Source organism: Bacillus xiapuensis (assembly GCF_002797355.1).
GTDB classification, from domain to species: Bacteria; Bacillota; Bacilli; order Bacillales; family Domibacillaceae; genus Bacillus_CE; species Bacillus_CE xiapuensis.
In genome coordinates this window covers 611,207-629,223 of record NZ_KZ454939.1, presented here as the reverse complement: position 1 = coordinate 629,223, position 18,017 = coordinate 611,207, and the positions used below count along the sequence as shown (strand labels likewise).

The window sequence follows — 18,017 nt, the reverse complement described above, 5'->3', positions numbered from 1 at the left end:
GACAAAAGATGGACGAAAAGAAAAAAGACAAACGAGAAACAGATGAAGGCGCGGACCAGCAAGCTGAACACCATGCAGAGGATATCAAAAAAGAAGAGGAACGATTCGCTGAAGATTGGCAAGGCTTACGGGATTTAAATGAGGCCGCTTCCGAATTTTTCAGAATTCCCGTATTCTTTAGCCACCAAAATCTATTTACACTCGGACCGTCTCGGCCGCCGCTATCTATGCGGCAGCAATTTGTGATTCGCATGTTCAGAGAAATAAAGAGAGAGCTCTTATTCCCGCGAACATTGCCGAATACGGAAGAATACCCGAATACAACCTTAGAAAATATCCGGACCATGATTCATTCAAGCTACGGACTCGCCGCCGCTTTACTAAAACCCGTAAGAGCTACGCCTCAAGGGGAGCCTTATTCACCTTTTATGCAGATTGAACCTTCCATGGGGTTCCAGTACGGCCTTCCTTTGCTTCTCGTGATTGAAGACGGCGTTCAGGCAGGAGGGATTTGGGGAGGCGCAGGCCCGCTTGCTCCCTTCACTCCAATCGTTTGGTTCTCAGGTTCCGTATCGGTAGATGAATTTTTTAGAAGCGTACCATGGAGATCCGCATTAAAGAACTGGGCTGGTCAGGTAAGAAGCGGCTACTCGATTCAGACAGCCCCTGAATTTAAATACAGATGTACGGATTCATGAAAAAAGAAGGAGGAGTCTTCTCAAAAGGCTCCTCCCTGCAAGTAAACCGGCACTCTACTCTTCCTTTTTCACCGGGTAGCAAACTTCCGTTAACCAGTGATCTGGATTGTCTTCCGTCGCTGGGCCAATGTGGTATATGTTGAACATTGGCCCATTAAATTCATAGCCGTTGTCTGCCACCCAATTCGCCACGACTTCATTAACTTCTGCTATTTGTTCATAGCTTCCCTTAAATGTCGTTGACACATATTCAATTGGAGCAGCCGTCTTGAAAACAACATCGCCGTTATCCTCATATTTCCCCTGTACCGACATCTGGATCTCTACATCGACATCACTCTCTTTATAGGCCTGATCGTGAAAGATCGCCATGGGCAGACAGGGATTGGCATATTGAAGGTGATGCTGAGCCGTTTGCTTCATCATCCGTTCCCAGAGCATTCCTTCCATTTCATAAGTGGGGATCGTATCCCTAAGGCTTACTACGTATCTTGCCGGCAATTCTTTCAAAACAACATTGTAATTCATAATTCCTTCATCCTCTCCCAAACGTTTAATCGTCGTTTCAATTAGTAATAACCGCCGCTTTATTTGCTGGTGCTGCTCGCGCATTTGCTTCTCCTGCAGCTCTAAATATTCCTTTAAAGCCTGCTTGTCGGAATAATTAGTGAGAATTTCTTTCATAACCGCCAAACTAAACCCCATATCCCGCAATGCTGTAATGCGATTCGCTAACGTAAGCTGCTCCGGACTATAATAACGATAGCCCGTCAATGGATCCGTTCTTCTTGGTACAAGCAAACCGATTTCATCATAATGCCGAAGCATGCGAATACTGATTCGTGCCAGTTTAGAGAAATCACCGATTTTCAACTATTCATTCACCTCATTTGTCGCTAAATTAGGGCCCGCTTACAGCATAAAGAGTACCATTATGTGAGAGTCAATCCTTTTTTCACAAATCACATCAAAAAAACTCTGCACCTGATTCGGGAATGCAAAGAACGATCTGACACTCCTCTTCCTTCCGGCCTCTATCCTATCAAGCTCAGTTCAGTCCATTAGCCTCTTGCCATTTGCCGCAGACATATAAGCAGATTCTGTCTCTTCCCACAAAAAAGCCCTAAATCTACCTTTAGGACCGGGATACGACTTTTAAGCGATCATTTCATCAACGATAATCAAGTCAATATCTTTATAATCATTAGGGGAGAATATTTTTTCTTCTGCTGCTTTATGGACGATTTTCTGAACAATAAATTTTAAAAATTACAATGATTCTACTTTTAAATGATGATAGCATTCGAAATGTACCAAATAAATACAAGTGAAGAAAGGAAGAGAAAATCTATGAAGTTTAAAGTCGAAACCCTACCAAACTATCGCATTGCTTATGTACGAAGGGTTGGTCCTTATGGCAGTGCAAATTTTGAAGTAATGGAGAAGTTAAAAAAATGGGCTAAGAATAGAAATCTTCTTAAATCGGCCATTCTATTTGCAATTCCACAAGATAACCCTGAGACAACACTGCCTGAAAATTGTAGATTTGATGCTTCTATTGTGATTTCAAAGGATTATCAATTGGATGATTCAATTTATGAAGGTGAACTCTCCAGCGGAAAATACCTTATTTACGAAGTCAAACACACCGCAGAAGATATTCAAAAAGCATATGCTGATATTTTTTCATCTCTACAAAGCAATGGATATCAAATTGATGATAAACCTATTATGGAAAAATATACCGGTGATATAATTAACAATCCTTATTGTGAAATCTGCGTGCCCATAAAATCTTGACTTATCGGCTGTTGCTGCAGAACATCAAAAAATTATTAACAGCCCCTTTTATCTTTTTTTCGAACTTGAAAAAGCGATAATAGAAAAAACTAACAACACTAATGCTAGAATACCGTACGCCGCGCCTTCAAATCCTCTAACTTTCAAAATACCTACACAGAATAATACAATAGGTAATATGAAACCTAACTACAGAAAGTTTGAAGTTTGTTCTTCTTTTTAACATTGATGTCATCCATAGAATAATAATGCCAATAATGACGCCTAATCCAACAGGGGCAAATAATAACAATTTAATTTTCTCTCCATTTGTGTTTAGTAATTGCAGATATTTAAACTATTATATTCAAAAAAATGTCCCCTCCGACTTTAAAATGAACAATAATTCCGGTTTATAATTCCCCGCTCATAACAGATAATCGTTGGAAACTTTTAATTTTGATTCATCATCACTTTTTATGTTATTTCATAAAAAATGATGACAGCGCTAGTATGTATTCAATGAATTTAATCGAGTCCTTTAACAAGCAAATTAAGAAATATACAAAGCACAAGGAATAGTTTCAAAATGAGAAATCACTAGAAGGCTTTCTCATATCTCAGCACAAAGACTCCAGCCAGCGCTTTACCACTCGTTGTCACATCGGCTTCTATCAGGCACGGGCAGAACTAACGGCGATGTTTGAATCGAAAGAATAAACAAAGTCACGGAAAGGCGTATAATTTTAATGTTTTTGGAAGGGGTATCTCTTCCAAAAACATTAAAACCATTTTTGCAAATTAAATATATAAAATTCAATATCACGACGGTCTATAAGAAAAGGTTGGCATGTCATTTACACAAAAATATTGACACTACCAGAGAATCTGCATCAATATTATCGGCACTTGCACTATTCTTATTTTTGTCCTGCTTCTTCATTATAAATCTCCAGAATATCCTCATAAGAACTATCTTCTTTAAAAGTAGCTTCGCTCGTTAAGAATTTCGTGAAATGTTCTAATTCTTCTTTTATTGCATGGAGAAATTCATCCTTAGAAACTAAAGGTGTTTCACTGATTGTATTTTCCACTTGATCCAAATCAATTGTTTCATCTTCAGGCATTAAAAACCTTTCAATCTTTACCTTCATGTTATCGCCTACCTTGGTAATAACACACTGAGTTTGGTTATCAAGTAGAATAACCTCTTTCTCATCAATACTATTTAAATAGTCAGCATCTAAAAGCAACGCAAAATCTCTCCAAGTCATTAGCAAGTCAGTAGTCCAATCATCTTCTGTAAAGAAGTCTATACCATCAATGGTTAATTGCACATATCCAGGTATATATAATGCGGGTCCTTCTTGTTCCTCACAAGTTTTAAGAGCTGCTTTTGCCGCTTCTGGATGTGTAATTGGTATATATCTTGTTCGCTCTGAAGTTACAAATGCGGAATCTAATTCGTTATGTGGATCATTAGTTAATAAATGTGATGTTCCCGCTTCCATATTGGAGACATAAGCTGTAAATTTAATACTCATATTCCTCCCTGCTTTCTATTTCACTGGATATAATCTTGCAGCCTAGTCTTTTTTCACTATAAGTTTATAGTTTACACCATCTATTCTATGTGTTACTACTGCTTCTTTGATTTAAGCCCCGACTCTATACTAGTAGTTTTTGCATTTACAATTTTATCACCAATTCGCTTTATACCATTCATAGAAAGCTGAGGATCATACATTGGTTGGAGTAGCAACACTAAACCGGTAACTTAAATTCTATAGGCGTTAAATTGCTGTAAACGTCAAGGACGCCTTTACTTTAGGGATAATTGACTTAAAAACTAATATTTATTATAGGAATTAATTACATATTCATTTTGTAATGGTTCATACCCGTACCTTGGAATTGTCTCTAAAAAACTGAATAATTTTATATAAAACACTATAAAAAAGCAAAACTCCCGTATCGTCATTGTTGACTAGACAAACCGCGATAAGGAGGTTTCACTTTGTCCTCTCCGTTTATCAAAATGAAATTTCTACCTCAACCAGTATATCCCCCATTCGGTCTTTCCTCTATTTGACTTGATTATAATATGAATTATACATGGCTTTAAAAGATAATTAGAAAACAGCTCACAAGAGTAATTTGCGAAAATGATATCGAAAATGATATGATCAGCTGTATAAAAACAAGTTATGGAGGGTTAAATATGTGCGCTAGCATGGCAGTAGTAGATTTTATATTATCTCTTTCATAATAATAAGAATGGAAAGGAGATAAAACATGGGTATGTTTTCCATATGTGTCTTTAAAAAAGTTCATTATCAACCAGATCAAAAATAATTGGTTATAATGAACTTTTAAAACCAGTTCGTTATAACCAGCAAGGAGAAGGTTATAATGAACCGAAAAAATCCAAAAGACACGCAAAATTTTATTACTTCTAAAAAACATGTAAAAGAATTATTGGATCGTACGAATATTTGTAAACAAGACAACGTGATAGAGATCGGATCAGGAAAAGGGCATTTTACTAAAGAACTAGTTAAAATGAGTCGATCCGTGACTGCCATAGAAATCGATGAAGACTTATGCCGAATCACTCAAAATGCGGTGAATCCTTTTGAGAACATAAAAGTGGTCCATACAGACATTTTAAAGTACATCTTCCCGGCAAACACAAACTATACAATATTCGGAAATATTCCATTTAATATAAGCACAGATATCGTTAAAAAAATCACTTTTAAAAGTCAAGCAAAATATAGCTACCTTATCGTTGAGAAAGGTTTTGCGAAAAGACTGCAAAACCTGCAACGGGCTTTGGGGTTGTTGTTGATGGTGGAAATGGAGGTAAATATTCTTAAAGAAGTACCGCGAGCGTATTTTCATCCTAAGCCAGGTGTGGATTCTGTATTAATCCTTCTTGAACGACACGAACCATTGATTTTAAAGAAAGACTACAAAAAGTACCAAACGTTTGTGTATAGATGGGTAAGCAAAGACTACCACACTCTTTTTACTAAAAATCAATTCAAACAAGCCTTGAAGCATGCAAATGTCACAAACTTTAATAAACTCTCAAAGAAACAATTTATCTCAATTTTCAATAGTTACAAGTTGTTTCACTAAGTGAAGCACCACAAAACGGGACCGTCCAATAAGTCCCTAAAATAAAAGAGGTGGAGAAAAACGACTCGTTTTTTTCCACCTCTTTTTGGCGGTTTCCGATATTTTTCTGAAAGCAGCTGGCGGATGCCGGCTACTTACAAGGGGTTGTGAGCTATAGCCATAATCCCGAATTCCGTGTGTACCTTGCCGATCCCCCGCAAGGAAAATCTGCGGAACGGCCAATTGTCCTTGATGTAACCAAACACACTTTGGACTTCGACTTTTCGCCGAGCGCAGATCGTGGCGTTCTCCTCACATTCAAGGGCTGTTTTGGCCTTGGCTTTCATTTCTTCAAAAATCATCTTCCAATGGACTTGACGATTGCCTTTCACTTTCGTACATCGCTCTTTCTACGAGCAACCGGAACAGTCTTCGCATTCTTACACTTTAGGTTCTATGACAAATGTTGCGGTGGAGTGAGATGGAAGCTCATTTTTATGATGTGCTTGATATAGGTGGCTGCTTACACATGTGCCTCTTTATTTCCATTTAATTTGGTTTCAGGCGTATTAGTCCATATAATTTTCAATTAGATAGTAAGTTCTCTCTTTCGTTTCAAATGCTAAATAATCCATTCCTCTAGCCCTTTCTGAGGCTGGTTCCTTTGGAATTTCAGCAAAATTTCGCTCTTTCATCTTAATCCATTCTATTTGCTCTGATTTTAATGTTTCAAATGCATCACTCGATAACGTATTTCTTAATACACCCCAAACTTCTTGTAATAAATCATCCCAATCATGATAATATTGACCATAGAATCCAGCTGTCATATCATGTGCACTAAATTTTTTAGCTTCCCCTATAATCCTGTTCTCAAGATTATCCGCCTTCTGCAAGTACTCCTTTTTGAAACTATTCTTTTCAGCAGCTTGTCGTTTTACTGTCTCTTTTTCCTGTTCTTCTGCTAATTCTTTTTCTTCTTGTAATCTTTTATCTTTTTCCTTTTCTTCTTCTAGTTCTTTTTCCTTTTCTTCTTGTAATTTTTTATTTTTTTCCTGTTCTTCTGCTAGTTCTTTTTTCTTCTCTTCTTGTAATCTCTTCTCTTCTTTTTCTCTTTCTTCCGCTATATTATCCACTCTGATTAATTCACTATTTTCTGCTGGCCCCTTCGCAGTTTCTAAAATTTTTATTTTATTTTTATTTTCAAAGTGACCTTCCAAGAAAAATTGGATAGATCCATTTTCTGGGTTGATAACTTCAATTACGAAGTTGTCATCTTGTGCTTCGGTTATTATATACTCAGCAGTCAACGGGCTATCATCTGATTGAGATCTTTTTATTAACCTTTCTTCGCCAAATTCTAGGTATGTCGCTATGTTATCATCTACAACTAATTTCCAAGCTCCAATTAGCTTATCTTTCTCAGATCCCCCACAAGCTGCTAACAGGATTAAAAAAGTAATAGCTGGCAACATGCTTAAATATTTTTTCTTTAAAATCACCGTCTCATCTCCCCATTAAAAGACTTGAAATTTAATTCATCTTAGTGAGCTTTCATTTTCCTCTATAGTTAAACGACTTGTTTCAACAATAGAAATAATAGAGGATTGAGCTCATTTTCCCTTTAAGCTGCTGTATCTATTCAATTGATTTTAATCTTAATTTATGTAACTTTAAAAATATGTATTTCACTTTCACTTATTTTTCCAAGTCTTTTTAAGTATCTTTTTCTGGAGATATTTCTTAACACCTCCTATCCTTTTCTTGTGTAACAAACAATTTCTTGCGACGACCCAATAGTCTTATTTGCTTAGCAGATTACAAAGGAATAATAATAATATATGCCCACATTATATGATGAAAGTAAAAAATTGTAAACTTATTAATTGAAGTTTCCCTTCTGAAGTTAAGTGATAAGAAATAAATGGGATGAATAAATTGCTAAGTGAACGCAGCTGGCAAGCTTAGGCCTATCGATACATAAAAAATAGCGTTAAAGACTCTTTATTTAAAGGACTGATGATGATCTGGGCCTTAAACCCAAAAGCATTTCAATCAATCTGAACTTTCGCCCGTATAAGTTCTTTTAAGGTGTGCATTATTCGGGGGGAAGTTCACTGGTTGGATACTTATGTGTCTTTTTATCAGAACCACTGCAGATCACCATCTATCAGAGAAATGCCAGTCGCTGTACATTTTCTGATTCCTTCAGAACGTATTGACAATAGGTGTATTTCTTTCAACTATTGATTCAAAAAAAGGTGTAATAGATTCGTCTGGAATTTCAAAGTTATCAACCTCTTATCTTACACTATTTGCCGCTTCGTTTTACTCATCAAATATTTAGTTGCTGCCGCGATCAAAAAACAAGACCAGCTGATCCCATCGCTTCAAGGGTAATGTAGCCGCACCATTTCCAAAGCTGTTGTAAGGGTGAGGATCATCGCTAAAAACCCATTTCGAAAACAACCCGCCGTAACCGCAATTGGGGTATTTACGCCCGATTTCCTGCATATATTTAATGGCCATTTTTTCAATTAGCAAATAATAGCCGCTATCAACATCATATCCTCCAATTGAAAGTTTGATTATTTTCTCTGCTTCCATAATGGCTTTTGCCACTGCAAGAGTCATGATACTATCATCTGTCACCTGGCAATCTTCCGTAAATAGTTCGAAGTCTTTATCTCGATGATTATTAAATTCAAATCGAGAACCAACTATATCCCCAATGATTGCACCAATCAATCAGTTTTCCCTCCCATCATTAAACGGTTGTGTCAAGAGCTTTTTTAAGCTTATCAAAGTGATTGATGAGCCATTCAAAATGCTGCTGATACAATTCAGAGTTGTGAATATCTCGTTCTTCTGAGTAAAGGATTCTCTTGGCAATGCTTTTTTCCCTGCTCGTATACCACTCTAGAGGAGCACCAAATATGCTTTCAATTTCAGTCTTTCTTGCTTCAAGCTTAGAAAAATATTCAGGACGATATACATAAATCCCAATTCGCAGTGTTTTCTTTCTAAAGAGCTGGAAGAAAATATGATAATCAGGGCTACCAACTGCTACATCATACCAATCATCATGCGATGGCTTCCGAGTAGCAATATCTTCGCCCCGTCCGTTTTCTTGACAATACCGAACGAAATGTGTCCAAAAATCCATCCTTAGCAAATGACGTTCTGATAATTCCTTAATCCCAGTTGCAGCGCCATTTGTTTCATCAAATTCTGTTCTATCTATTTCTGGGACATCCTCACGTTCATCATTTACAAACGAAATGTGAAGCAACTCTATCATTTGTTCTTGATCTTTAAAGCGTATATCCCAGCGCTTCTCAATGAACCTCAGCATTTTCATACCACGTTCCAAGATACGTCCGGCATCCCAATCGGATTCATGTGACACTTCAATTTCAGAGTGTGAACCATATTCATAACCACGACGTCCATTTGCCTTTGATACTTTCTTATCTTCAAAACTATCATTCTGTAAAGCAGAATTTACACTCTGCGATAATGGCAGAAGATTCCCAAGGGAACCTGATAATATTTTGATTTCATCATCCGTAAATTGGCGGAACTGATTCCTCCAATACCATTTTGTTGGTGTCTGAGGCAATATATGCTCAATCGTAACTTTGTCTTTTTCCACTTTTGTAAACGGTGCCCAGCCAAGCTTTTCAATGCCAGTTTGTTCAGCTCTATCAAATTCATATTCGAATAGAAGATAGCGTAAATCACGCCAACCATAAAATCCGTCACCGTTAGAAAATCGCTTATCAATTCGAGTCATAAAGGTTTTAATTGCATAATCCATATCTTTATTAGCTGTTTCTATCAAAGATTTTGTAACTTCGCTAATTGCCAGAGCTCCCGTATATAAATTACGAGATTTTCTGTAATAATCACTACTTTTATAACTTGATTGAAAAGCTGCCATTCGGAAAGATAAAAAGATAAAACGTTCAATAGCACGAAATAAATCAACACGTTCATCAGAAGAAACACTTGAATTTAATGCAAGCGCCGCAGTAACAAGTGGTCTAAAATATCCAATTCCAACTCGATTAAGACGCTCTAACCAAATCTTTTCTTTATAAGTTAAATCACTGAATTCCGGAAAGTAGGATTGAAACCAGTATTTTGCTACGTCTTTCAAACTATTAACATAAGCTGCAATTTCATTCGGTTCAAGCTTGCTTATTGTTATGACTGTATCATCATCTGCAAATTGCGGAATATCATCGTCGTATTCTTCAACTTCAGTATCCGTAGAATCTGGAATTTCTTCCTCAATCGCAATTACCTGCTTATCAAATATATTCTTTGCAGAGAATTTATTCAGTAAAAACTTTATATAGTCGTCTCCTTTTCTACGAGAATATTGAAAATATAGTATCCAATGAGCTCTTAGAAATTCGTCATCAGAAAGTGGTGAGTGTTGATTGCGGCCAAGCTGGTAATAAACCTCTTTCCATGCATCATTTATTTGTTTTCTCAATTCCGCTTTATCCATCACATCCAATTGAGAATCATCATATAGTGTAGTCAGATATATAAGTCGATTCTTTAGCAGCTCAAGATTCGTTAGTTTCTTTCCTCGATTATTCATCGTCTCAAAAGCTACGAAAACATCGTAATCATCTTCAATTTCATGAATATTAAACATTAACTGCAGTGTAAGTTTACGAAATAAGGCTTCTATACCTTCAATACCTTCATCTGTATACAGCTTTTCAAGGCAATCAGCAAAAAAATTCTTTGTATATTTTAAATTTTGTGTATAGTATGTTTCGTTAACTGCTCCACTGTAAGGCTCTTCATATACTTTAAAAATAAGATAATCAGCACTAGGATTATCCTCTTCATATCCAAACAAGTACGTTGTGATCAGATCCTGCGGAGGGCGCTTCTGCGATATATATTTAGAGCGTAAGGATTTTAAGCTTTGATAACAAAGAACAATCTCATCTTCACTTTTATCAACATTACACTCTAAGTTTTTCACGAAAGAAACTATTTCGTTTACCAGTATAGAAAAAGTCGTTAGACGTTGTTGACCATCAACAACGTGATAAGCTTTATAGCCCGACTCTAGTAACCACCTATCGTTCGCCCAGCTTTTTGTTTCTGACTTTGGAACTGCTTTCAAAGAAAGCAAACCCGTATAGTGATATCTGTCCTCCTGCAGGTTCATTACATCATCCCAAAAGTCCGCAAGCTGGCTCTTCTTCCAGGCATATCCTCTTTGATAATCTGGAATGCGAAACAGTTTATTTTGATACAATTCAGAAAGTGATTGTAATTCGCTCATAATAAATCTCCTACTTCTATCGAATTTAACTTTTAAATATTTATCTATTCATTTTGATCTTGCAATTGACTATACAGCTAGATCATTTCAAAGTAATGAGAGGCTTGTTTATATCCTCTTGCTTCTTTTTCTGACACGGAAGACTCTCTCATTAAAATGGTTTCTATTAGTAACAATTTCGTTGGCAGCCCCCTGTTTCTTCGCTAAATAGTGTTTATTTAAAGATTCCTTCATAGTTTGAATAGATGATTTGAGGAGGAAGCGCTTATCTGCCGACTCTAGTATGCAGCCTTTCTTTTACAAAAATAGCGGTGAGCCTAACAAAGCGCATATAGCGCAAAATAGGCAGCTGCTATCAATGCTTGCTGCCTTTTTCTATATGCCTTTTAACACCTCAACAACTAAACCATTTTGTTTGTTATCAATCATGTGATAATAGTCCATTTTTGCCACCTTTAAGTCTCTTTTTTACCGCTAACTGAAGGCGTTAAAAGGCGATAATATGCCTTTATAATCTGCTCATCCAATCACGATCCACACGGATGGTATTGGAAATATCTTCAATTTTGTCGGCTCGATCACTGCCGTAAATTTGCAAATATCTGTGATTCTTGATATATACTACATTCAATCTTTTTGCCCCATTACAGTTACCGTAAATATTAATGCACTGTCTAACTTGATCAGCATCCGCTAATACTATTTCATAGCGATCCGTTGTTCCTTTTATCGCCGAACAGACGAAAGCAAACCGTACATTTTTTCCTTCTTCCAATAAACTTCTTATTTCTTGAATTTCAGCCTCTGTAAATGAAAAGTTCCAATTAATGCGATCTAAATTGTTCACGTTCTTTAATCGATATTTGGCGTAAATATAATAACTGCCGCGATTTGTATCAATTTGATAAATATTTCTCTTGTCACTTTCTCCAACCAAAATAGGCGGATTGCCTGAGTTGATTAGCACAGATAATAGCGCTCCATATTGAAAATCCGCTTTCCTCACTTGCATATGATCCCCTCTTCCATTAATGAAACTTTTTTACCATTACACTTACAATATCACTATATTTACCTAGTTAAAAGTAATTATTTTTTCAATTTTATAAAAAAACCCTTCACCATAAGATCACGAATCTCCTTCTGAAGAAGAAGTTTTTGAATCTTATATGAGAGACATAGGTGCAGTTACACGAACACCAATAAAAAGTGTCGTTGTTTTTTCAAATATTAAAACGGTTATCAATACGAAAAAAACAAGTGAACATGTAAAGAAAAAAATACTACGTGTAGACGGTTTAGTGGGATATATAAAACAAGAACTCGAAAAATCATCGCCAGTTCATTTTTTGGATAATCGTATGGTAGAAATGAAGTTATTAGAAGAAACAATCAGTAAACAAAATGAAAGCAATGAATTGATGGTATCAGTTAATACAAATAATAACGATTTAGAAGAGACATTGAAACGATTTCGGATGAAATTAGCAACAGGACAAAACGTAAAAGCATTTCACATATTTAGCAACAAACCATTGGAAGAATTAATTCTAAAACAACCATGTAATCTGGTTGTTTTGAAAACTATTCATGGAATTGGAGAAATGAAAATCAATGCTTTTGGTGAAGAATTGATTGGCTTTATAAAAACTAGCAGCAACGGTAAACAGGATGCCTAACGTAGTTGAGTAAGCAGGTGCGATAGAGGAAGAGAGCTATTCCTTTTCAACTAACGGGCAGGTTAGTTCAAGAAGGATATTTTCTTAAGATAATTGAATTAAGTAAATTGAGTAATTTTATCCGATATTTTTTGTGCAGAAAATGTCGGACAAAAGATTTCTTTTTCATATAATATTCGTTGTTGAAAGGAGAAGAAAATGGATTGGTTAGAGAGAATAAATAGAGCAATGGATTATATTGAAAAAAATTTATCGGGTGAAATAGATGCCAAAGAAGTAGCAAGACTGGCTTGCTGTCCTGAGTATCATTTTCCAAGAATGTTTTCGTCTATGACAGGGGTGTCTTTATCAGAATATATTAGGCGGAGACGTTTATCACAAGCGGCATTTGAACTTCAAAAAAACACTGCTGTTAGAATCATTGACCTTGCCCTTAAGTATGGATATGATTCTCCCGATTCCTTCAGTCGTGCTTTTAAGAACCTCCATGGAGTTGTTCCAACAGTGGCCCGAAGTAAAGGGATTGAATTAAAAGCCTTTCCGAGACTTTCCTTTCAAATTACGATTAAAGGGGATGTAGAAATGGACTATAGAATTGAAGTTTTAGATTTTGAGATTGAGATTGTCGGAGTTAAACAAAAAGTCGTTACAAATGATGCTTTTAGTATTATACCTAAATTATGGGAGGATGCAAATAAGAACGGATTGTTACAACGACTCATTGATATGTCTTGGGAAAATCCACAATGCAATATGGAAGGGATTTTAGGTGTATGTGGAACACAGGCTTCAATCACAGATGAAGACTTTGATTATTTTATGGGTTGCCGTTATAAAAATGAATTCTCTAACGATATGGAGAAAATAGTGATACCTAAAAGTACATGGGCTGTTTTCCCTAATATTACTGATGCTTGGAAGCGTCTATATACGGAGTGGCTACCCAGTTCAGGATACGAATTGGCAGACCTGCCTTGTATTGAGAATCAATTAGCGCCTGATAGAGTTCCTAATAGTGAGCTTTGGGTTCCTATAATACCAAAATAGTTACATTTCACTTTATTTATGAACAAGTTCTCGGCACGACCATTCAAGACATTAGTCGAAAATTCAACATGGCGTATTCCACCGTTGAACGAATCTTCTGTAGATTACGAATCAGCCGAAGTTTTATTAACGGAATGGCTACAGTTAGCTTGGAGCAGTCATTTTGAATCCTTTCATCAAGTGGCGCAAACGGCGGCCACAGTTTATGCAGTACTTTAAAACAGCATATACGAATGGAAGAACTGAAGGGGCGAATTACAAAATTAAGAATATAAAACGGCGAGCATTCGGATATAGAATCCGTCACCGCTTTAGCCTACGTGTATTTTGGGAGTGCACAGGGAAAACTTACGAAAAACAGGTGTCCCAGCCCCTCTCCTTCTTCATCATTTTGGGGAGCATAGTTGGTGGATAGTCTGGGAGAGAATTTGAGCAGGCACCAATCCAGCTAGCTTATTGTCGGAATTCTGTGCACATCACAAACAATGGCGAAGAGACATTTTTCTTAATACTTTTTCTATTTACTCCATTCATCGGCTAGTATCCCATAAATAACATGGTCAACATAATGGTCGTATAACCATTCTGCTCTTCTAATACAGCCCTCATTAACGAAATCTAGTCTTTCAGGTATACTTCTACTTTTCTTATTCCCCACCGCAGCCCTAATTTCCACTTTATTTAATTTTAATTCAGTAAACGCATAATCCGTTAATGCTTTTGCAACCCTTGTCATAATACCATTTCCTTGATACCCTTTCCCAAGCCAATAGCCAATATATGCTGTATTGTTTGACCAATTAATACGATTAAAGCCAGCAACTCCAACGATATTCCCTTTGAATAAAATGACTGTATGTAGACTTTTATTTTCAGCAAAACCTTTTAAACACGTTTTTATAAATTCAACTGTATCTTCAAGTTTTATTGTAGTATCTAGCCATGGAAGCCATTCTCTTAAATACTCCCTTGAATTATTGGTTAATTCGAATATCCTTTCTCCATCCCTTAATTCCATTAGTTTTAAAGATAAATCTTCATCGATTTTATGAACAAACATATTAACCCCTCCATACAATTTGATCTATCAAATTATAAGTTCAGAATATTTTATCAAATAAAGGAGCTAAACTCTATTAAATAATCTTCTGCAGTTAAGTGGTATTTTATCTCCATTGGCGTCCCCCCCTTTTATATTCTTTACAAGAAAAATGAATAAAGCACTTGCTAAAAAATTTTATCATCATTACCAAAACATCTTCAATAAATAGAATTACTCCTATTACAATACAAAAAATGAGTATATTTCTTCTCACGAAAAATACTTTTGCTTTTATGTTTAATTTCCACAACACAATTTTATCCCATTTTTTATTTAGTAATTTGAAGTAAACAACCGCCCTCTTACAAAGATGCAGTTCTCGGAAAATTATTCATATGTCTTTCTACTTTAACCATTTCTCTCTTCTTTCTTCGATTGAATTAATAAGAGTACAAACAGAGAAAGAGGATGGCGCTTTTGTTCCCATCCTCTTTGTTTTTTCTTTTGTTCCTTCCTTGACCTACACGTTTTCCACAGGGTGCCAGCACTTTGTTTTGATTATGGCAAGAGTTTGTTATATGACACAGTAGTTTAATTTGGTTTTACATAGTAATACAGGGGGAAGGAATAAAGGATTAAGGAAACAACAAATTCTCCTCTTACTATCAACAACTTTTAAAGACTTTTTCTGCTGAAATAAGGACCATAACAGCTTGTTTCATGGGTTCTCACATAAGTCCAGTTAAAGTTTTTATCCACCACATACACATCTTCCTCGTTCACAAAATCATCGACAGTTAATGAAGAAGCGTTTTCAAGAATCAATGCATCATCGGAGTGCTGAAAAAAACATAACAGGATTGTTTCGGCTCTTTGTTAAATGCTATATCGGCTTGTTCGTCTTTCAAGCAATTCTTTTTTTCATAACTAAATACATGCCATAAATAGCCACAATAATCACCTTGGTCATGAAGATAAATAGATTTCTTTTCTTTATCATTAAGATGATTAGCAAAACTGCCTTCCCATTGCTTTCTTAGATACACACCCCATTTAGGTATTTCGATTACCTTCCCTTTTTTACTTCTAAGCGACTCTACCACACACATTATATCATCCAATCTGACACCCACTTTTATGTTAATAAACTTTATCGGCATCTGTAAAAAAACCCATATTTCAATACACTATTGTCATTGTTCCCAAAAAGCTCAACATCTTAATTTTCTTTGTCGGTTGTTACGGCTTTACTAATCCACCTTATAATTAACTGCCCTAAAATATAAACAACCGATATAAATATAATTGCTATGTCTCTTCCAAATGGTTTAAACCACCCTCCATCATTTGCAATAAAGAAGTAACCTAACATTAAAGAAATGATGGTCATTAAAATGTTCATCCCCATAAACAAGGATAATTTAAGCTTCCTTAGCTGTATTCCCACAACAATTATGAACAATAGAAAAGCTGGGAATAAAAGTACAGCTTCTTGTTTAATAAGGTAACTATTGTACTCATAAAAATGAAATAAAAATGGAACTGGGAGTAATGACAAAATAATTTGGTTAGCTTTCATATACATACTCCTTCCAATTTAGCACAAGAAGCCACTGACCTACGTATTCATCAGCTATAAACATAAAGGTCAAAATCTATTTCTGCCCCTATAGAATCAACAAAACGAATGAATTTACTCTCTAAGTACATAGCTGGTTTTTCATGATTTCTAATCTGAATAACGCTGAAAAATAAGCCTTTATGTTTGTCTTTTCCATTCATACAATAGTTTGCAAAATTTTGATAGCTATTTCATCAAATTCTTCATATTTCTCTCCTGCCGTTGGTCTTTCAATCAGTCTAATTAAATCATCTTTAAATAACTGCCTCGATTCCATAGGCAATCTATGAACCAAAATTTCTAAGCACCAATACTTCCACACATCATCATTCGTTTTGAAAACTTCCTTAACAAGAGGAACAATCTCATTCGGGAACGTAAGTATTAGTTGAGCCACTTCCTCTGCTATCGGCCAATTCATATCCTGAACCCATTCCATAAGACCAGGTAGCAGAGGCAAGAGTTCGGTTCTATCCATTTTCTTTAATTTATGCACTCTATCAAAGTCATGCTTATTCTTTGGCAAGTATTTATCGTAAATATTCACTTTTGCACCTTCGATTTAAGATAAGTCTTTATTTCCTCAGCGTCATCTAACTCTCTTTTTGGAAGGATGTATGCACTTACTGAGCTGTTATAAAGATAGATGTTATGCTTGTCCTCGCTTAAAGTTTGAATACCCGACCAGCTTGCCTTTGTTTCACTTTTAGAAGTCGAATCGATGATTCCTTCCTCAGATAAAATCATATGGTGTTCACCTAATAAGCCATCGTTCCTGCCCTCTTTTATCATTTTCTTAGTATTTCGGATTACATAAGAATAGAAATATTTTGGATAGAAAATAATCCACAGAATACTCACTACCAAAAAGGCAATGAATAGTCCGAGAAAATACATGCTCCCGACTTTTGAGAGTACAAAGGATGCAATGACAAAGAGGATAGGCGTTAAAAATCTTTGCATATTCAATGTTCTTTTGACCGCTTTTGAATTTTTAACATGAAACATATTAAAGTTTAAATAATCTTGTTCTGTTAAGTTGTATTTTATCTCCATTGGAATCCCCTTTTATATTCTTTATAAGAAAAATTGTTACAGCACTCGCTTACAAATTTTATCATTCATTACCAAAACATCTTCAATAAATAGAATTACTCCTATTACAATACAAAAAATGAGTATATTTCTTCTCACGAAATATATCTTTGCTTTTATGTTCAATTTTCACAATGCAATTTTATCATGTTTTTCATTTCGTGAATTAAAATAAAAAACCGCACCCTTACAAAGATGCGGTTCTCGAAAAGTTACCCCTATGTCTTATAATCAGAATTTCTACTTCAACCATTCCTTTCTTCTTTCCTCGATTGAATTAATAACAGTACAAACAGAGAAAGAGGATGGCACTTTTGTTCCCATCCTCTTTGTTTTTTCTTTTGTTCCTTCCTTGACCTACACCTTTTCCACAGGTACCAGAACTTTGTTTTAATTGTGGCAAGGGTTTGTTATGTGGCACAGGAGATTATTGTTGGGTTACACTTTTAAAACAAGTTTTACGACCACTTCCACATGGCTCGAGTTGATGGCATTGATGTCTTAAGCTGATTTTTAACCCTTTCGTTCGCGGGAACGTATCAACGGTATTTTGATTATTTTTTAAGAAACTGATATATGGGGGAACATATCGAAGCAATCAATAATGCACATTAAC

Annotated in this window: 18 protein-coding genes and 3 pseudogenes; 8 read left to right on the top strand and 13 right to left on the bottom strand. The window is 35.7% G+C overall.

The genetic code is table 11. The annotated features are described in order from the left end of the window. Positions 1-8: 8 nt before the first annotated feature. On the top strand, positions 9-698 hold the full coding sequence (locus tag CEF20_RS03085; protein WP_232713351.1) for a hypothetical protein: 690 nt from the start codon (positions 9-11) through the stop codon (positions 696-698). 54 nt (positions 699-752) lie between these two features. On the opposite strand, the gene CEF20_RS03080 is transcribed toward CEF20_RS03085, so the two are convergent. After that, positions 753-1,571, bottom strand: coding sequence for a MerR family transcriptional regulator (locus CEF20_RS03080; RefSeq protein ID WP_198508463.1), 819 nt, complete (start codon positions 1,569-1,571; stop codon positions 753-755). 477 nt (positions 1,572-2,048) lie between these two features. Between CEF20_RS03080 and CEF20_RS03075 the strand changes: the two genes are divergently transcribed. Then, positions 2,049-2,498 (top strand): AraC family transcriptional regulator, encoded by a 450-nt coding sequence (locus CEF20_RS03075; RefSeq protein ID WP_100330429.1) that lies wholly within the window; start codon positions 2,049-2,051, stop codon positions 2,496-2,498. 489 nt (positions 2,499-2,987) lie between these two features. Further along, a pseudogene (locus CEF20_RS16815) lies at positions 2,988-3,197 on the top strand (IS256 family transposase); the annotation flags it as partial. A 200-nt stretch (positions 3,198-3,397) separates the two neighbouring features. Here CEF20_RS16815 and CEF20_RS03065 read toward each other — a convergent pair. Further along, on the bottom strand, positions 3,398-4,021 hold the full coding sequence (locus CEF20_RS03065; RefSeq protein WP_100330428.1) for a hypothetical protein: 624 nt from the start codon (positions 4,019-4,021) through the stop codon (positions 3,398-3,400). Positions 4,022-4,772: 751 nt separating this feature from the next. On the opposite strand from CEF20_RS03065, the gene CEF20_RS17465 reads away from it, so the two are divergent. Beyond that, complete coding sequence (locus tag CEF20_RS17465) at positions 4,773-4,832, top strand: erythromycin resistance leader peptide (protein WP_157796264.1); 60 nt, start codon at positions 4,773-4,775, stop codon at positions 4,830-4,832. Positions 4,833-4,889: 57 nt separating this feature from the next. Beyond that, positions 4,890-5,621: a 23S rRNA (adenine(2058)-N(6))-methyltransferase Erm(A) gene (gene erm(A), locus CEF20_RS03055; protein WP_100330427.1), complete on the top strand. Its 732-nt coding sequence runs from the start codon at positions 4,890-4,892 to the stop codon at positions 5,619-5,621. 134 nt (positions 5,622-5,755) lie between these two features. Here erm(A) and CEF20_RS03050 read toward each other — a convergent pair. The 5 genes and pseudogenes from CEF20_RS03050 to CEF20_RS03030 all read right to left on the bottom strand — a co-directional run. Continuing rightward, positions 5,756-5,998, bottom strand: a pseudogene (locus CEF20_RS03050) (transposase); the annotation flags it as partial. Between the two features lie 171 nt (positions 5,999-6,169). Continuing rightward, positions 6,170-7,102 (bottom strand): DUF1311 domain-containing protein, encoded by a 933-nt coding sequence (locus CEF20_RS03045; protein ID WP_100330425.1) that lies wholly within the window; start codon positions 7,100-7,102, stop codon positions 6,170-6,172. An 841-nt stretch (positions 7,103-7,943) separates the two neighbouring features. Continuing rightward, complete coding sequence (locus CEF20_RS03040; RefSeq protein WP_198508462.1) at positions 7,944-8,348, bottom strand: ADP-ribosylglycohydrolase family protein; 405 nt, start codon at positions 8,346-8,348, stop codon at positions 7,944-7,946. A gap of 19 nt (positions 8,349-8,367) precedes the next feature. After that, positions 8,368-10,917, bottom strand: coding sequence for a DUF4268 domain-containing protein (locus CEF20_RS03035; protein WP_100330424.1), 2,550 nt, complete (start codon positions 10,915-10,917; stop codon positions 8,368-8,370). A gap of 508 nt (positions 10,918-11,425) precedes the next feature. After that, complete coding sequence (locus tag CEF20_RS03030) at positions 11,426-11,929, bottom strand: hypothetical protein (RefSeq protein WP_100330423.1); 504 nt, start codon at positions 11,927-11,929, stop codon at positions 11,426-11,428. A gap of 157 nt (positions 11,930-12,086) precedes the next feature. Between CEF20_RS03030 and CEF20_RS03025 the strand changes: the two genes are divergently transcribed. The 3 genes from CEF20_RS03025 to CEF20_RS03015 all read left to right on the top strand — a co-directional run bounded on the left by CEF20_RS03025 (position 12,087) and on the right by CEF20_RS03015 (position 14,058). Next, complete coding sequence (locus CEF20_RS03025; RefSeq protein WP_100330422.1) at positions 12,087-12,596, top strand: HRDC domain-containing protein; 510 nt, start codon at positions 12,087-12,089, stop codon at positions 12,594-12,596. A gap of 198 nt (positions 12,597-12,794) precedes the next feature. After that, entirely contained in the window at positions 12,795-13,643 is an 849-nt protein-coding gene (locus CEF20_RS03020) for an AraC family transcriptional regulator (protein WP_100330421.1), read from the top strand. A 205-nt stretch (positions 13,644-13,848) separates the two neighbouring features. Continuing rightward, positions 13,849-14,058, top strand: coding sequence for a transposase (locus CEF20_RS03015; protein ID WP_232713459.1), 210 nt, complete (start codon positions 13,849-13,851; stop codon positions 14,056-14,058). A gap of 102 nt (positions 14,059-14,160) precedes the next feature. On the opposite strand, the gene CEF20_RS03010 is transcribed toward CEF20_RS03015, so the two are convergent. From CEF20_RS03010 to CEF20_RS02990, 6 genes and pseudogenes are all read right to left on the bottom strand, one after another. Continuing rightward, the gene (locus CEF20_RS03010) at positions 14,161-14,703 is read right to left on the bottom strand and encodes a GNAT family N-acetyltransferase (RefSeq protein ID WP_100330419.1); all 543 of its coding nucleotides are present in this window, start codon (positions 14,701-14,703) and stop codon (positions 14,161-14,163) included. Positions 14,704-15,360: 657 nt separating this feature from the next. After that, positions 15,361-15,794, bottom strand: a pseudogene (locus tag CEF20_RS03005) (DUF4275 family protein). A gap of 110 nt (positions 15,795-15,904) precedes the next feature. Continuing rightward, on the bottom strand, positions 15,905-16,264 hold the full coding sequence (locus tag CEF20_RS16810; protein ID WP_198508461.1) for a hypothetical protein: 360 nt from the start codon (positions 16,262-16,264) through the stop codon (positions 15,905-15,907). A 50-nt stretch (positions 16,265-16,314) separates the two neighbouring features. Further along, a complete protein-coding gene (locus tag CEF20_RS16995) occupies positions 16,315-16,467 on the bottom strand; it encodes a DUF4279 domain-containing protein (RefSeq protein WP_232713349.1) in 153 nt (50 codons plus the stop codon). Continuing rightward, on the bottom strand, positions 16,464-16,853 hold the full coding sequence (locus CEF20_RS02995) for a DUF5071 domain-containing protein (protein ID WP_100330418.1): 390 nt from the start codon (positions 16,851-16,853) through the stop codon (positions 16,464-16,466). The genes CEF20_RS16995 and CEF20_RS02995 overlap by 4 nt, the downstream gene beginning before the upstream one ends. Further along, the gene (locus CEF20_RS02990; RefSeq protein ID WP_100330417.1) at positions 16,850-17,362 is read right to left on the bottom strand and encodes a YcxB family protein; all 513 of its coding nucleotides are present in this window, start codon (positions 17,360-17,362) and stop codon (positions 16,850-16,852) included. Before CEF20_RS02990 ends, CEF20_RS02995 begins: the two co-directional genes overlap by 4 nt. Positions 17,363-18,017 lie beyond the last annotated feature (655 nt).

Excerpts from the sequence above, each read along its gene's own strand:
- CEF20_RS03075 (WP_100330429.1), top strand. The coding sequence starts at position 2,049 with ATGAAGTTTAAAGTCGAAACCCTACCAAACTATCGCATTGCTTATGTA.
- CEF20_RS02990 (WP_100330417.1), bottom strand. The coding sequence starts at position 17,362 with ATGGAGATAAAATACAACTTAACAGAACAAGATTATTTAAACTTTAAT.
- CEF20_RS03015 (WP_232713459.1), top strand. The coding sequence starts at position 13,849 with ATGCAGTACTTTAAAACAGCATATACGAATGGAAGAACTGAAGGGGCG.
- CEF20_RS03010 (WP_100330419.1), bottom strand. The coding sequence starts at position 14,703 with ATGTTTGTTCATAAAATCGATGAAGATTTATCTTTAAAACTAATGGAA.
- CEF20_RS03020 (WP_100330421.1), top strand. The coding sequence starts at position 12,795 with ATGGATTGGTTAGAGAGAATAAATAGAGCAATGGATTATATTGAAAAA.
- CEF20_RS03025 (WP_100330422.1), top strand. The coding sequence starts at position 12,087 with ATGAGAGACATAGGTGCAGTTACACGAACACCAATAAAAAGTGTCGTT.
- CEF20_RS03035 (WP_100330424.1), bottom strand. The coding sequence starts at position 10,917 with ATGAGCGAATTACAATCACTTTCTGAATTGTATCAAAATAAACTGTTT.
- CEF20_RS03030 (WP_100330423.1), bottom strand. The coding sequence starts at position 11,929 with ATGCAAGTGAGGAAAGCGGATTTTCAATATGGAGCGCTATTATCTGTG.
- CEF20_RS16995 (WP_232713349.1), bottom strand. The coding sequence starts at position 16,467 with ATGAATGGAAAAGACAAACATAAAGGCTTATTTTTCAGCGTTATTCAG.
- CEF20_RS03085 (WP_232713351.1), top strand. The coding sequence starts at position 9 with ATGGACGAAAAGAAAAAAGACAAACGAGAAACAGATGAAGGCGCGGAC.
- CEF20_RS03065 (WP_100330428.1), bottom strand. The coding sequence starts at position 4,021 with ATGAGTATTAAATTTACAGCTTATGTCTCCAATATGGAAGCGGGAACA.
- CEF20_RS16810 (WP_198508461.1), bottom strand. The coding sequence starts at position 16,264 with ATGAAAGCTAACCAAATTATTTTGTCATTACTCCCAGTTCCATTTTTA.